Source organism: Bradyrhizobium sp. WSM4872, from assembly GCF_055811715.1.
In genome coordinates this window covers 118,660-133,197 of the sequence record NZ_JBVVPT010000015.1, presented here as the reverse complement: position 1 = coordinate 133,197, position 14,538 = coordinate 118,660, and the positions used below count along the sequence as shown (strand labels likewise).

Sequence of the window (14,538 nt, the reverse complement as noted above, 5' to 3'; positions counted from 1 at the left end):
CCCCCCCCCCCCCCCCCCCCCCGCCCCCCGCCCCCCCCCCCCCCCCCCCCCCCCCGCCCCCCCCCCGCCCCCGCGCCCCCCCCCCCCCCCCCCCCGCCCCCCCCCCCCCCCCGGCCATGATGGCGAGGAAGCTGACGGCGCGCCTCACGGCAGGCTCAAGAACTCCACCCAGTTCGGCTTCTTGCCGGTGGCGTAGGATTTCAGCTTGGCGAGCGCGCCGCTGCTCTGGTCGATGGCATAGACCGTCATGCTGTCGGAGAGCTCGCCGACCGCGGCGAGGTAGCGCCCGCCGGGATCGATGTGAAAGCCGCGCGGCTGCTTCTCGGTCGGCACGCTGCCGATCGTGGTCAGCTTGCCGGTTGTCGCATCGACCTTGTAGGCGGTGAGCGTGCTGGTGGTGCGCTCGGAGGCGTAGAGGAAACGGCCGTCGGGGGTGACGTGGATGTCGGCGGCCCAGGCCTTTCCGGTAAATCCTTCGGGCAAAGCGCTGGTGCGCTGGATCTCGTCCCATGCGCCGCCTTTCGCCTCATAGGCGAACGCCGCGACGTCGCCGTTTAGTTCGTGGAGGAGATAGACGAACTTGCCGTTGGGGTGGAATACGAAATGCCGCGGCCCCGATTTCTCCGGCACCTTGTGAGCCGGCGGATCGCTCGGCGTGAGCGTGCCGGTCGCGGCGTCGAACGCGAAGGCCAGGATCTGGTCGGAGCCGAGATTGGTCGCGAACGCGAAGCGGTTGTCGGGCGAGGGCAGGAAGGCGTGCGCGTTCAGCCCGGTCGGGATCACCTGCTTCGGCTCGCCCACGACGCCATTGGCAAGCAGCGGATTCAGCGCAACCTTGTTGCCGCCATAGGAGGCGCTGAACAGGAATTTGCCGCTACGGTCGATGGCGATATTGGCCATGCTGTCGGCGAGCGGGCCGTTGCCGATATGGCTGAGCTGGCCCGTCTTGGGATCGATCGCAAAGCTCACCGCAACGAACGGCTGCGAGCGGACACCGGCGATCAGCACGCGATGATCGGGCGTGATCGCGAGCGGCGTCGAGGACCCCGGCTTTTCGACGCCGGTGAAGGTAGCCGTCTGCACGGGCGTCATCTCGCCGCTCTCGGCCATCTTGAACACGCTGATGTCGTTGCTGTCGGCGTTGCCGACATAGGCGAAGGTCTCGGCCATGCCGGCGCGGACTCCAGAAACGAGAGTGAGGAAAGCAAGTGTGGTGGCGATCGCGGCACGTGGTACGCCGGATCTGATGCGTCGGGTCGATCTCACCATGGGGGTCCTCCTGGATGCCGGTGCGGCATTTGTCGTTTTGCCGGCGAGGATAGCGGCAGCCGCCCCGCCGCACCAAACTCCAATTGGGATCAATCGATGCCGAAATGGTATCGGTGGGAGATCTACCGTATCGCCGCTGTGCGGGAGGGCAGATGGGGCCCGGGCGGGATGTGGGGCGGCCCGAGCACGGTCCACACGGTGACCGCGAGCAGCGCGCAGGTCAGGATCGTCCAGGCGACGAGTGGCTTCCGCATCAGGCCGTATCCGTCAGTCATATGAATGAGAATGCTCGCGAGGGGCGGGCCTGGCGATCGTGCACTGCAAATCGCGGCGATCCTATGAACTCGTTCACAGGCGAACCGAACCAATGCCGCGCGAGCGCATTGAACCGGCATGCCCCGTGAAAACGATCTTGAAGGTAAGCCCGACATGGGCGGCAAGCATGGCGGTCAGGCCGGCCAGCCCAAGTCGCCGCCGCGCCCGCGTCAGGGCGAGCGCGACGAGGACGTCGTGGCAAAGCGCCACACCGGCCAAACCGATCCCAACTCCGCGCCGACCAAACCAAAATAGCACCTCGGCCGCGCCGCACAGGCGCCGGGAACGGCAGCCTCGCCTTGCCGTTACCCTGATCCCGCGGGCGGAGCAGATCGAAACGGAGGCTGGCACGTGTTTTGGATTTATTGGGACACCGCCTGGTCGCTCATCATCAGTGGCATCATGTTCGCCACCATCGTCGCCCATCCCGACTCAGAGTTCGTCGAGATCCACGCGGCCAAGCAGGTCAAGTGAGCCCGCACCGTCCGGTTCAACGGCGCATCGTTGCATGCTGCGCCGCGCCCGGGACATCAGAACTTAAAATCTCAAGTCATGCTGCCGGGCATGAAGCAGCGGATCATGGCGCGGCCGTTGACATAATACGGCCAGACCATGGTGCGGCCGGCGCGGTTCGGCTCGGTGATCACGGTGTCGTCGGGCACCTCGATCCAGTCGCCCAGGAGCCTGACGCGATAATGTCCGTTGCTCGTGTCCCAGTCGACATCGTCCAGCGCCGTGCCATCGGCGTCGGCACAGCACGGACCGCCGCCCTTGCTGTGCAGGCTCTCGAACCAGCCCTTGAGGGGAGAGTTCGCGTAGCGACCATCGTCGCGGGCCTCCACGGATGGGCCGATCATGACAGCAACCGCTACGAGAGTGATCATCCTAAATGCCACGATCGCCATGTCGCCTCGCTCGATCCCGCGCGCGCACGAGCGCAGACGAGGAGCCGCCTGCGCTGCACGTGACGCAATGCTGGCTGGCGCCCGCTGATCGGGTTCCAGCCGTCTCAGCAGGGCAACCGCGAGGGTCGATGTTTGATCCTATTTTCAAGGGCGCGGACTTATCGGGTCCGCGCCCTGCTTCGGCTCTAGCCCGGCAAGCGGTCAGTAGTCCCAGAACACCGGCACCCAACGGAAGGCGTCGCCGTCGGCTGCTACCCGGCCCACGGACGGAAATGCCAGGTGCGTGGCCACCAGCATTTCGCCGGTCTCGGCAAGCTGTCGCAACAGACGAACGCGAACGCGCGCGGCCTCCTCGGGGTCGTGCTCGAAACCGTTGTGCCAGTCGGGTTGCTCGAACCCGACGGCAAACACGGCATCGCCGGCGAATGTCAGCGCGTCGTCGCCGGCCGCCATGCGAACCACGCTGTGTCCCGGGGTGTGACCGCCGGTGCGACGGGCGACGACGCCTGGCGCAATCTCTTGCTCGTCATCGAACAGCTGCAGCTGAGGGCCGTACTCCTTCAGGAACTGCTTGGCGGTCGATCGAAGCGCGTCCGGAAACCCTTCCGGCATGGCGGTGCGGGAGAAATCAGGCTTTTCCCAGAATTTGACCTCGGCGGCCGCGACGTGGATCCGCAGGTCCTTGCGCAGCTGCTGCTTCACGCCGTCGACCAGCAGGCCGCCAATGTGGTCCATGTGCAGATGGGTCAACACCAGATCGGTCACCGCCGCGAGATCGATGCCGGCGGCTGCCAGTCGCCTGATCAACTGCCCGGCGCGCGGCAAGTTCAGGTTCGGGTCCGAGCCCAGTCCGGCGTCGATGAGGATGGTCTTGCCGCCGCTGCGGACCATGACGGCGTTCAGCGCCCAGTCGAAAGCGTCCTGCGGCAGGAACATGTCGTGCAGCCAGGTCGCCCGCACCGCCGGGTCGGCGTTGTGCGCGAGCATCTTGGTCGGCAGCGGCAGCACGCCGTCGCTGACCACCAGCACGTCGATCTCGCCGATCTTCAGCGCGTAGCGCGACGGAACGAGCTCTTCGGGTCCCGACGACACGGGATATGAGGTGTTGTGCAGATTCATGTTGGTCTCCTGTTTCAAAGATAGAGGCTTCCCGCTGGTGGTTGAGCAGGCCGCGCCGCCGGGGGAGAGCGCAGCCCGTGATCGCTTGGTGCGCTAGACTTCGGTCACCCGTTCCGGGTCGGCCGACGCGAGCGCCAGGGCGCGCTCCGCCTTCGGCGGATAGATCCAGACGGTGTTGATCTCACGCTTGGTCTTCTTGGCGACGTCGCCGACCAGGTCGACCTTGCGCTCCCATCCGCGTGTGAACAGCGCGCCGGCTTCGCCGAGGTCCAGGCAGGTGACGTAGGCCTTCTGGTGGTAGGGCCTGGTCGGAACGCCGAGCAATTCGGCCGCGGCATTGTTGCCGGCAAAGGCGCCCATTCGCGTGGCGTGCTGGCACGACATCAGTGCGTAATTGCCCTCGTCGTCGCAGGCGGCGCGTGCTGCGTCGCCGGCCGCGAAGACACCCTGAACGCCTGACACCTGCAAGCAGCGATCGACCAGCAATCGTCCGAAATTGTCGCGCTCGGCGGGAATCTGCGCGGTCAGCGGCGCTGCACGCATGCCCGCCGCCCAGATCACCGTCTCGGTTTCAATGTGCTCACCGCTGGACAAGGTGACACCGGTCTCATCGAGCGCGGCGACGCCGGCACCGAGCCTTGTCTCGACGCCAATCTTGCGCAAGGCTTCCTCGATGACGGGGCGGGCGCCTGCACCCATGTCGGGTGCGATCGCAGTGTTGCGATCGACGATGACGACGCGAGTGCTGGCATTGGGGCCCAGGATTTCGCGCAGCCGCGCCGGCATTTCGGTGGCCGCCTCGATCCCGGTGAAGCCGCCGCCGGCGACGACGACCGTGTCGCGTCCGTTCGCGGCGGGCCGCTTCGTGAGGCCATGCAGGTGCTTGTCGAGCGCTACGGCGTCGTCGAGCGAATCGACGCTGAAGCCGTGCTCCGCGAGGCCCGGAATGTTCGGACGGAACAGCCGGCTGCCGGTGGTCACGACGAGGCGGTCGTAGGACAAGGCCTTTCGCGCGCCCCTCGATGGCGTGATCTGCACCGTTCGGGCCTCGGTGTTGATCGTCTCGGCGCTGCCCTGGATGTAGTCGACGTCGATCGCTTCGAGGACCTCGAGCAGCGGGGCCGTCAGGGTTTCCGGCTTCGGCTCGTAGAGCCGCGGACGGACCACCAGCGTCGGCTCCGGTGAGACGAGCGCGATCTGCAGATCTTGCGGCGAGACGCCGCGGATGTCGCGCAGCCGGGCTGCGGAAAGGGCGGCGTACATGCCGGCGAAGCCGGCACCGATGATGATGAGTCGCATGGATTCTCTCCTTTGTTGCTTTTCGAAAGACCGCGCGCGACCGCGCTGCTGCGCTGAGTTCAGCGTCCGGCGTCGGCGCGTGGGGGTGGGTTGGATCGCTGGCCTTAAGGCGCGATGCAGCGTGCCGGCAGCGATCTCGGCGGTCGGCCGTAGCCTAGGACGACGGGCTGCAGCTCACTTCGATTCCAGTCCTGATAGGGGAGGCCGGGGCCATTTCGGATCATGATGGAAACGGGCGGTTGTGCCGGGTGCATGGTGTAAGCCGGAATTTCCACCTCCTCGCCCGTCGCCGACGTGAAGCGAACGGCCAGCGAGAGTCCGTACAAGGTCGCGGTCGCGAGGCTTCGGCGGCGTGACGACATCAGCCGTCGGCTGACGAAATTTTTCCAGGTCATCTCTGGTCTCCCTCGATTGGTCTGGACATGGAGATGATGTAGCCGACCCGATTTGCCGTTGCCCCAGCGCGATTGCCGTCGCTGTCGAGAGATTGCTGCTAACGCATGCGCCTGCGCCAATCGCTCGGCGTCTCGCCCGTCAGCTTCTTGAATGCCGCGGCGAAGGCGGTCTGCGAGGAATAGCCAAGCGCCGCGGCGACCGAGACGATCGTTTCATCGCTCTCCCGCAGCATGTTCATGGCCTGCTCGAGCCGGTGCTGGCGCAGCCAGGCATGCGGCGACAGCCCCGTGCTCTCCTTGAAGGACCGGCAGAAATGAAAGCGCGACAGTCCGGCATCGGACGCCAGCGCATCGAGCGAGACGTCCGTTTCGCTATCGGAGCGCAATCGTTCGATTGCACGGAGCAGGACCTTCGGCGCCAGCCCGCCCATGGTCGGCTGGAACGTGGTTGGCGATCCCGCATGCGCAGCCAAAAGGCGCGTGGCCAGAAGATCCGTGAGTTGATGCCGGAACAGCGCATCTAGGACGCCATGGCCCTCCAGCGAATCCGCCGCGCTCAGGAGCAGTCGGGACGTGATCGTGTCGGGATGCGCCGTTCGCTCAATCAATTCGGCCGGCCCGGCGGTCCCGGCCTCGCCGGCGACGCGCTGCAGCGTTGCGTCGGGAAGGTAAAGCTGCACGACGTCGACGGGCTTCGGAATGTCCCATCGGGAGCTCGACCCTTCCGGAACGATGTTCACGACCCCCGAACGAAACGTGCCGATTGCGATCGACTTTCCCGACCGCCGCTCCATGCGCTGCATCACGCCCTTATGCGCCATGATCACGTGGTGGCGCATGGGCTCGACGACGTCGTGCAGCGGATCGTGCTTCCAGTGCGCGATACCCGCACCGGAGGAGTCCAGCGCCATGCGAAACGGCTGGGTCCTGAGCACGCGCGCCATCTCCGCGTCGGCGGCGCGCCGCTCGGACGTCGAGCGGTCGTCGGGCTGTGCGTCGGGTGCGGGCGGCAAGCCCTTGTGCGAGGGATTGCACATGAGTGCAGTGTTCCCGGTCATGAGGTGGCTCCTGCTGATCAGCTCGGGCTTTTGATCAGTCGTCCGCATTTGTACGGAACGGCGCGTGTTCTATGCGCCGCGGTTGCGGTGCGTATTTCCTGAACCCGGCATGCTTTGTCCGATCCTGCTCCAAGCCGGCCCGCGCTTTCGCGAACGCACGGCGGGCGGGAGTGGAGGAGAAGTGCCTGTGATGTCGCGATCGGGCACGCCTGTGGCGCGGGACGGCCGAACCTCGAAGCGGACAAGCCTTGTCCGATTCCGCGACACAGTCCTCCAAACGGAGGGGCTGGGACGACCGGGGCGCCGCTAGGCCGCGGCCGCCTGTGCCGACAACAGCTGCTTCAACTTCGCCGCCGGCACGGCAGGGCTGAACAGCCAGCCCTGCATCTGGCTGCATCCGAGCTCGAGCAGCACCGCGCGCTGCGCTTCGGTCTCGACGCCTTCGGCGGTCGTCGCCATGTGGCGGGCGGCGGCCATGTGCACCACCGCCTGCACGATCGGCGAGGAATCTTCGGGTTCGCCGATGTCGCTGATGAAGCTGCGGTCGATCTTGATCTTGTCGAACGGGAAACGATGCAAATAGCTCAGGGACGAATAGCCGGTGCCGAAATCGTCGAGCGCGATGCGCACCCCGAGTTCGCGCAGCTGCTGCAGGATCGTCAGCGCCTCCTGGTCGTCGCGGATCAGAACGGTCTCGGTGATCTCGAGCTCGAGCCGTCCGGGGGCGAGACCCGACTCGGCGAGCGCGGCTGCGACCTTGAGCGCCAGTGTCCGCGAGCGGAACTGCACCGGTGAGACGTTGACAGCGATCTGGATCTGGCCGGGCCAGGAAGCGGCCTCGAGGCAGGCCTGCCTCAGCACCCATTCGCCGATCTCGCCGATCAATCCGGTCTCTTCCGCGACCGGGATGAAGTCGGCGGGCGACACCATGCCGCGTTCCGGATGGTGCCAGCGCAGCAGCGCTTCGCAGCCGGTGACGACGTTGGCCGCGAGATCGACCAGCGGCTGGTAGTGCACCTCGAATTCGCCGCGGGCCAGCGCTTGGCGCAGATCGAACTCGAGCTGGCGGCGCAGCCGCGCCTTGGCGTCGTATTCGGGCGCGAAGACGCGGAAGGTGCGGCGACCTTCGGATTTCGCCGCATACATCGCGAGATCCGCGCGCTTGAGCAGATCGTCGAGATTGTCGCCGTGGTCGGGTGCGATCGCGATGCCGATGCTGGCATCGGTCGGAATTTCTTGGCCGTTGCAGTCCACGGGCGCGCGCAGCGCCTTCAGGATCTGCTCGGCGAGCGCCGTCAGCTCGGCCTCATCGCTTGTGCCGGCCTTGACGATGGCGAATTCGTCGCCACCCAGCCGTGCGACCATGTCGTTGCCGCTGACGCAGGCGCGCAGGCGGTTCGCGACCTGGCGCAGCAGCTCGTCGCCGACCTCGTGTCCGAGCGAATCGTTGACGCCCTTGAACTCGTCGACGTCGATATAGAGGATCGCGAACGGCTTGCCCTGGGCAAGCTCCGCGACGCGCCGCTCCAGATGGCCGCGCATCAGCACGCGGTTGGGCAGGTCGGTCAGCGCGTCGTAATGCGCCATATGGGCGATGCGCTCGTCGGCGCGAATGCGCTCGGTGACGTCGTCATGGGTCGCGAGCCAGCCGCCGGCGGCGCCGGGCTGGTTCTTGATCTCGATCAGGCGTCCATCGGAGGTCTCGACGATCGTGCTCTGCGTCTCCCCGGCATTGCCCAATATGCTGTCGCAATAGGAATCGACATCGCCGTGGAACGAGCCGGTGTCGTGGCGATGCTGGATCACTTGGCGGAAATAAGCGCCGGGCTTCACCACATCGGCCGATAGCCCATACATCTCGATGTAGCGCCGATTGCAGACGATCAGCCGCTCGTCCTGGTCGAACATCAGGAGGCCCTGCGTCATCGTGTTCATCGCGGTGTCGAGCTGCTGCTTCTCCACGGCGAGCCGGCGCGTCATCTGGCGGAAGATGAAATAAAGCGTCAGCACGAGCAGGCCGATCGAGAGCACGGCAACGGTCACGAAGAATTTGGTTTGCGTGTGCCATGTGGCCAGCGTCGCGTCCAGCGACTTGGTCGCGACCACGACCAGCGGCTCGCCGGTCAGGAGGCGCGCGGCGACGATGCGATCCTTGCCGTCGATCGGGCTTGCGAGCTGGGTCGTGACGAAGGTGCGCTCGAACACCGCCATCTGCTCGGGCGTGCCGTTGCGGAAGTTCTGCCCGATCATCGCGTCGACATGCGGAATGCGCGCGAGCAACTGGCCGTTCTGGTGATGCATCGCGATCGAGGAATCCTCGCCGAGTCCGCTCGAGGCGAAGAAGGATTCGAGCTGGTCCGGCGCGATCGCACGCGAGACCAATCCGAGGAATTCGCCGTGGGGACCGGAGACGCGGCGCGCGAACACGATGGCCGGTCCGCTGCCCAGCCGTCCGGGCACGACCTCGACCTCTTCCTGCGAAGCCGGATCGTTCTTGAGGCGATTGAAATAGCCGCGGTCGGCGACCGAAACATCGGCGACCGGCCAGCGCCGCGACGAGTTGATCAGCACGCCCCTGGCGTCGAACACGTTGGCGCCGGCGACGTCCGACCAGCCGCTGGCTCTGGCGCGCAGCACTTCGTGCACGGCGAGCGTGCCCATCTCGCTGCGGAAGACATCGGCGGATTCGATGCCGTGGCTTTCGAGCTCGGCGATGATGCTCTTCTGCAGCACCGCGAAGTCCTCGAACTCGCGGTCGAAATGGCGGGCGAGCAACCGGACCGCGCTCTCCACGCTGTCACGGCCGCTCTCGATTGCATTCTGCCGAAAGCGGTCGACGGTGAGCGCGGTGCCCACAGCCATTGCGGCCATCAGCACGAAGCCCCCTGCGATCAGCCATGTCAGCGGCGCGCCGCGCCAACGGCGCAGCAACGCGCGCATGCGCGCGCTCCATCGGATCGATGTGCCCATGCAGCCCTCCCGTGGGATGCAAGATGCGGCAAAACCGACAAGAGCGCGTTACCAGTAAGGGTTAGGAAAACATGAATCGGAATGGAATCAGAGGGTTGGTTCCCGCGGGTTCCTTCGCGATCAGCGCCGGACCTCCCATCTCAACGCCTCCGCGTTGATCTTGGCGAACACCGCCGGCACGTCGAAGCGCCCAGTCGTGAGATCGTAGCGGCAGTGCCAGCCGCCTAGGCCCTTCATGACGGTATTCTTGGGGTGCTTGTCGTATTCGCCCGCGAGCGAGATCACGAGATAGCGGTTTTCGGGCTGCTCCACGCCGAATCCGCGATAGGCCTCCTCGCTGCCTTGCATGAGATGAGCCGAGATATGGAAGTCGAGCTTGGCGAACCGCTTCGTCTCCGGCCGGCCGTAGAAATAGGCCCAGGCGAGATCGCCGAGCGACTTCTTTTTCGTCGCGCTGACGAAGGCGCCGTTCTCGAGATGATAGAGAAAGAGATCCTGCTCGCCGGAGCCGGTCTTCTGCATCCGCATCAGCCATTGCGAGTCGGGTGTCCAACGGAAGCCGGCCCCATAGCCCTGTTCGGGCTTCAGCTCCGTCATCTGTCCACCACGCCTCGCCCAGGCCTGCCATTTGACGTCGAAATCTCCACTGTCCTTCATGTACTGCTCGATCGCCGTGGCGCCGTCGGGTGAGGTGAAGGCGAGATCGGCATTGTCGGTGAGGATGTAATCCGGCGGCGGGCCGGACGCGGCGAGTCCCGGAGTTGCGGCCAGGATGAGGGCAAGCACCAGCCCAAGTACCGGCAATTGTGCGGGACGGTAAAATGCGGTCACGGTAAAAATTCCTCGAGAAAAATGCCGCGGTGCGGCCTCGATCATTTGACGCCGGCGGGCCTGCGCTGGTTCATCCCCGACGCCGGCTCATCATCCTATCGACCGTCTTGCTGCCGTGGCCAAAACGGCGCAACTTGCCGACTGGATTGATTTGCAGGTTCTTCCAAATCAAGGTTCTTCCTGATCAAGGTTCGTTTCCGATGGTGACCGCAACCAAGGCCTTCATTGCATTCTGTCTGCTCGCGGTGGGCGGCGCCGTGCTGGTGATCGGCCCCACCGAGCTGCGTCGCCTGCTGCCGATGGGGGCGAAGACCGACATCGCCGCCAAGCCGGAACCCAAGGTCGAGCCCAAGGTCGAACCCAAGCCGGAACAGCCCAAGCTCGCCGCTGTCGCGGCGCCGGCACCAGCTGCATCTCCGGCGCCGCCCCCCGAGTCGAAGGCGGGTGCACTGGCCGAGACGCAAAAGCAGGTCACGGCCGCGCTTGCCGATCTTGCACCGGTCAAGCCGCCGTCGGCGGTTGCCGATATCGGCCCCCGTTTCGACGTGGCGCGCGTCGACGATCACGGCGAGGCGGCGGTGATCGCGGGCCGGGCGACGCCGGGCGCCAAGGTCGAGCTGCTGCGCGACGGCAAGCCGCTCGACACGGTGGTGGCGGATGCGTCGGGCCAGTTCGTGATAACGCCGCCGCAGCTTCCCGCCGGTTCCTATGAGCTGACCCTGCGGGCGAAATCGCCTGACGGCACCGTCACGCAATCCGGCCGCAGCATGCCGGTGACGATCGCCGAAGCCGCACCGCCGCCCGCGCGCCCTGTTCCGGTCGCGCGGCAAGAGACGAAGCAGGAAGCGAAGGCCGAGAAGCCCGACGACAAGTCGGATGTCGTGGCATCAGTATCGGATAGGCCTGCGGCCCGGCCGAGATTGATGGGCGCACCGAAACCAAAGGGCGGGTCGGGGGTCATGGCGCGGGCGCCCGCGGCCCCGACCGTCGCATCGGCCTCGCCGGCGGACGCCATCAGCGGTGCACCGGCGGAAACAGGCGGCAGCCGGGTGATCTCCCGCGGCGACAGCCTGTGGGCGCTCAGCCGGCTCGCTTACGGCGACGGCGCCCGCTTTGCGGTGATCTACAACGCCAACCGCGCCAAGATCCACAATCCCAATTTGATCTATCCCGGCCAGACTTTTGTGCTGCCGCAGAAGGCGGAGTAACACCGCATCGGCTCTGCCGGGGCGCGTTGCGACGCTTTGCCCTGTGCGCTTCCGGAACATTTGGTTCCCTCGCGCGTCGTTGTGATGCGACGCGATGCGCGCTTGGCGCCGGAGGAGGGCCAAGGTGGACAGGTTAGTGGTCATGTCGAGATCACGCTTGGGGCTCAGGCCAAGGCTGGGGCTGGCGCTATCAGGCGCAACCCTGGTGATTCTGGCGGTGCTGTTGCCGGGTCGCGCCGAGGCGCAGTTCGGCTTCCGCGGCGGTCCGCTCGGTGTCGCGCGCTTTGCCGTCGGCCACATGATCGGCATGTCGCGCCTGCGCCATGCCCGGATGGCGGTGCGGGGCCGCCGATACCGCTCCGCAGCATTGAGGTCGCAAGATCCCCGCGGTGTTGAACGAGGGCAGCCTGCCAATCCTTACGTCATGCGTGCAGCGATGACGGCGCAAGCTGCGCTGGCGGGCTGGCACGGCGGCCGCCGCCCGCAGGGCTGGTGGCGCCACCCCGACGGCAGCTACGGCTGGGTCGGCCCGGTGTTCTGGCCGTTCGCACATGACGACCTCACCAGCGCAATCATCCTCGGCGATACGACCAGCCTCTCGCTCTATGGCTATGGCGACATCTATGCCGCGATCTTCGCGCCTTATGCGGCCACCGAGCTTGCCGCCTACACCGCGCCGCACGGCCGGCGCGGACGGCGAGTCCCGACCGCGGAGACAGTCTGCGATGCCAGCGACACCGGCGGACTGCCGGTCGATCGCATCGCCGCTATCGTGCAGCCGAATGAATTGCAGCGCACAGCGCTCGACGAACTCGCGACAGCCTGGCTGTCCGCGCGCGACACCATCCGCGCTGCCTGTCCGACGCAGGTCCCCGCGACAGCCATGGAGCGCCTCGGCCTGATGCGCGAGCGCATCGAGGCCATGATCAAGGCCACGGACGCCGTCGCACCCGCGCTGGCAAAATTCGTCGACCTCCTCGACGGCGACCAGAAGGCCAAACTCGATGGCCTGGCCAAGGACCGTCGCGCCGCGCTCGCAGCGGTCCAGCAAAAGAATCCGCAGGCGGCATCGGCCTGCCAGGCGGACAGCGATCCCCGCTACGACGAGAAGCTGCAGCGCCAATACGAGCAGCTCGTGCAGCAGCAATGGCCCGCGGCCGAGATCGCCTCCACGCTCAAGCTCGACGACACCGCCCGCGCCCGCCTCGACGTGCTCCAGGACACCACGCTGCGCACCATGGAAACGCTCAGCGCCTGTCCGTCACAGGCGGCAGCGACACCACAGGCCCGCCTCACCGCCGTGAAGGCGTGGCTGGAGACGATGCTGCAAGCGGTAAACGGCGTCAGCGACGCGCTCGATGATTTCGAGGCGGATCTGAGCGACGAGCAGAAGGCGGGGTTCGGGGCGATCGGGCCGAAGCGCGGGGTGTGATCACCCGCACGCCCACTCGAACTTCATGTCCTTGAAGTCGAGCTGCGCGTTGCCGCCGCCGAAATTATAGCCGCCGAAATATTCCTCGAACTCGAGGTAGAACGGGCTCATCTCCGGCACCGCCTGGCAGGGTCGCATGGTGCCGCCGAGATGGTTGTGGGCGTGGTCCTTGCTCCAATCGTGCAAGCGGAAATTGTCGCGGCTCGGCACGCCGCCGGCATAATGGTAATAGGGCTGATAGCCGCTCGGCGGGTTGCGCGGGAAGTGCGGGTCCTGCGGGGCCTTGCCGGCATTGGGATCGGTCGCGCGCGGCATCAAGGCGATCGCGAGATTCTCCGCCAGATCGGCGCGCGGACGGCGTGCGAACATCTTCTGCGCGAACGGCGGGGCGGATTCGAAGAAGGCGCTGGCGCCGCCGACATCGAGCCAGCGCGGCCGCTCCGCCGTCACAAGCGCAAGCGGTGCCGGCGGCGTCGCGAACGCGCCCTCATACTCACGCTTCGTCAACAGCAGCGCGGCATATTCGTAGTCAAGGATGTCAGTCATGCGCGAGAGCCGCGGATGCGAGGGGCGCGCCTGCACCGCCTCGCGAATTTCGGGATCGTCGGGCGCCCCGCCGTCATTGTGATCGGACGCCGTGGCAAAGAACGACACCGCGACGATGTCCTCGCCGTGCACGCGATAATCGTCCGGCAGTTTTAGCGTGAAGCCGTGCATCAGCGGAAACCCGGTGACGGGATCAAGCGGCCATTGCTCGCTGCTGATGCCCGGCGGCAGACCATAGACCCAGCCGTGATCACGCGCGTGATCGGCGGGCCGGTCCAGCATCTGCAAATCATACGCACGCGACGGCAAGGCAAGCGCCACAGGTCAGCTCCATCCGAACTTTCGCCTCAACGCGGAGGCGATCGTTAGTCGCAACGAGGAGGGATGTGGTTCGTGGGAAAGGTTAGATCGTAACACAATGGCAGTCGCCGGATCGATCAACCCAGTGGGAAAAACATATCAGAGTGTGGGGAGATTCGGCACAATCTCCCGATGATTTCGGGCCGGCCTGAGCGACGAGCAGAAGGCAGGGTTCGAGGCGATCGGGCCGAAGCGCGGGGCGTGGTCATGATGCCCAGTTTTAGCCGTATGGTCCCCAAAGGAGTCGTCGTGGCATTTGGCGAAGTGGGGGCTTATTCAACTGTTCAGAGCGCTCAGAGCCTTCGCCCGGCGGGCTGCATTGGCCTGTCGACTGGAAAGCTCCACAACGGAACGGCCCGATTTGATCCAACTCGCTATTCTCGCCGCGATCGCTTCGGCTCCCTTTTCCTTGATCGCGCACTCCCACACGATGGCGACCTTCCAGCCGAGTTTCCGCAAGTCCTTCAGGTTTGATTTGTCACGCTTTATCGTGTCTGCAAACTTTGATCTCCAAAATTGCACATTCGACCCGGGCGTAGTGCAGAATGTGCAGTGTTCGTGCCGATGCCAAAAACATCCATGAATCTGGATTGCGGCGCCATGCCTAGGGAGCAGAATATCTGGACGTCCAGGCAGACCGGAGACGTGAAGTCGATATCGAAGACCCATTTGATGCAGCGCGCTCCGTAAATCCAATTCAGGCTTAGTGTTCTTCCCTTTAATCCCGGCCATCATTCTCGACCGCGTTATTTTGTCGACAACGTCGATCATTTCATCTTTTCCTGGCGCCAGAGCTGGCTCGTTCGAATATGGTTCCAATAGTTCGGGGCG

The 14,538-nt window shown here is 65.7% G+C and carries 15 protein-coding genes; 4 read left to right on the top strand and 11 right to left on the bottom strand.

Going from position 1 to position 14,538, the window contains the following annotated elements; genetic code table 11:
- Positions 1-144: 144 nt before the first annotated feature.
- Both AC0L3C_RS20995 and AC0L3C_RS20990 read right to left on the bottom strand, forming a co-directional pair.
- On the bottom strand, positions 145-1,269 hold the full coding sequence (locus AC0L3C_RS20995; protein WP_473408873.1) for a lactonase family protein: 1,125 nt from the start codon (positions 1,267-1,269) through the stop codon (positions 145-147).
- Between the two features lie 122 nt (positions 1,270-1,391).
- On the bottom strand, positions 1,392-1,523 hold the full coding sequence (locus tag AC0L3C_RS20990; protein WP_473264166.1) for a hypothetical protein: 132 nt from the start codon (positions 1,521-1,523) through the stop codon (positions 1,392-1,394).
- 139 nt (positions 1,524-1,662) lie between these two features.
- Here AC0L3C_RS20990 and AC0L3C_RS20985 point away from each other — a divergent pair, with 139 nt between their 5' ends.
- Positions 1,663-1,839, top strand: a complete 177-nt coding sequence (locus AC0L3C_RS20985) for a hypothetical protein (RefSeq protein WP_157642977.1) — start codon at positions 1,663-1,665, stop codon at positions 1,837-1,839.
- A 96-nt stretch (positions 1,840-1,935) separates the two neighbouring features.
- Positions 1,936-2,058: a hypothetical protein gene (locus AC0L3C_RS20980; RefSeq protein WP_018456612.1), complete on the top strand. Its 123-nt coding sequence runs from the start codon at positions 1,936-1,938 to the stop codon at positions 2,056-2,058.
- Between the two features lie 71 nt (positions 2,059-2,129).
- Here the strand turns inward: AC0L3C_RS20980 and AC0L3C_RS20975 are convergent, their stop codons facing one another.
- The 7 genes from AC0L3C_RS20975 to AC0L3C_RS20945 all read right to left on the bottom strand — a co-directional run bounded on the left by AC0L3C_RS20975 (position 2,130) and on the right by AC0L3C_RS20945 (position 10,161).
- Positions 2,130-2,489, bottom strand: coding sequence for a hypothetical protein (locus tag AC0L3C_RS20975; protein WP_473264167.1), 360 nt, complete (start codon positions 2,487-2,489; stop codon positions 2,130-2,132).
- A 201-nt stretch (positions 2,490-2,690) separates the two neighbouring features.
- Entirely contained in the window at positions 2,691-3,608 is a 918-nt protein-coding gene (locus AC0L3C_RS20970; RefSeq protein ID WP_473408872.1) for an MBL fold metallo-hydrolase, read from the bottom strand.
- Between the two features lie 93 nt (positions 3,609-3,701).
- Complete coding sequence (locus tag AC0L3C_RS20965) at positions 3,702-4,907, bottom strand: NAD(P)/FAD-dependent oxidoreductase (RefSeq protein WP_473408871.1); 1,206 nt, start codon at positions 4,905-4,907, stop codon at positions 3,702-3,704.
- Positions 4,908-5,011: 104 nt separating this feature from the next.
- Positions 5,012-5,302 carry a hypothetical protein gene (locus AC0L3C_RS20960; RefSeq protein WP_473279849.1) on the bottom strand — a complete coding sequence of 97 codons (291 nt, stop codon included), beginning with the start codon at positions 5,300-5,302 and terminating at the stop codon, positions 5,012-5,014.
- Positions 5,303-5,400: 98 nt separating this feature from the next.
- Positions 5,401-6,360: a helix-turn-helix domain-containing protein gene (locus AC0L3C_RS20955; protein WP_473408870.1), complete on the bottom strand. Its 960-nt coding sequence runs from the start codon at positions 6,358-6,360 to the stop codon at positions 5,401-5,403.
- A 306-nt stretch (positions 6,361-6,666) separates the two neighbouring features.
- Positions 6,667-9,330 carry a bifunctional diguanylate cyclase/phosphodiesterase gene (locus tag AC0L3C_RS20950; RefSeq protein WP_473408869.1) on the bottom strand — a complete coding sequence of 888 codons (2,664 nt, stop codon included), beginning with the start codon at positions 9,328-9,330 and terminating at the stop codon, positions 6,667-6,669.
- Between the two features lie 120 nt (positions 9,331-9,450).
- On the bottom strand, positions 9,451-10,161 hold the full coding sequence (locus tag AC0L3C_RS20945; RefSeq protein WP_473264172.1) for a TolB-like translocation protein: 711 nt from the start codon (positions 10,159-10,161) through the stop codon (positions 9,451-9,453).
- Between the two features lie 200 nt (positions 10,162-10,361).
- On the opposite strand from AC0L3C_RS20945, the gene AC0L3C_RS20940 reads away from it, so the two are divergent.
- Positions 10,362-11,369 (top strand): LysM peptidoglycan-binding domain-containing protein, encoded by a 1,008-nt coding sequence (locus AC0L3C_RS20940; RefSeq protein ID WP_473408868.1) that lies wholly within the window; start codon positions 10,362-10,364, stop codon positions 11,367-11,369.
- A 142-nt stretch (positions 11,370-11,511) separates the two neighbouring features.
- Complete coding sequence (locus tag AC0L3C_RS20935; RefSeq protein ID WP_473408867.1) at positions 11,512-12,801, top strand: Spy/CpxP family protein refolding chaperone; 1,290 nt, start codon at positions 11,512-11,514, stop codon at positions 12,799-12,801.
- Here AC0L3C_RS20935 and AC0L3C_RS20930 read toward each other — a convergent pair whose 3' ends face one another.
- Together AC0L3C_RS20930 and AC0L3C_RS20925 are read right to left on the bottom strand one after the other, a co-directional pair.
- On the bottom strand, positions 12,802-13,629 hold the full coding sequence (locus AC0L3C_RS20930; protein ID WP_473408866.1) for a hypothetical protein: 828 nt from the start codon (positions 13,627-13,629) through the stop codon (positions 12,802-12,804). It abuts the gene before it with no gap.
- Positions 13,630-13,983: 354 nt separating this feature from the next.
- Complete coding sequence (locus AC0L3C_RS20925) at positions 13,984-14,478, bottom strand: very short patch repair endonuclease (protein WP_473408865.1); 495 nt, start codon at positions 14,476-14,478, stop codon at positions 13,984-13,986.
- Positions 14,479-14,538 lie beyond the last annotated feature (60 nt).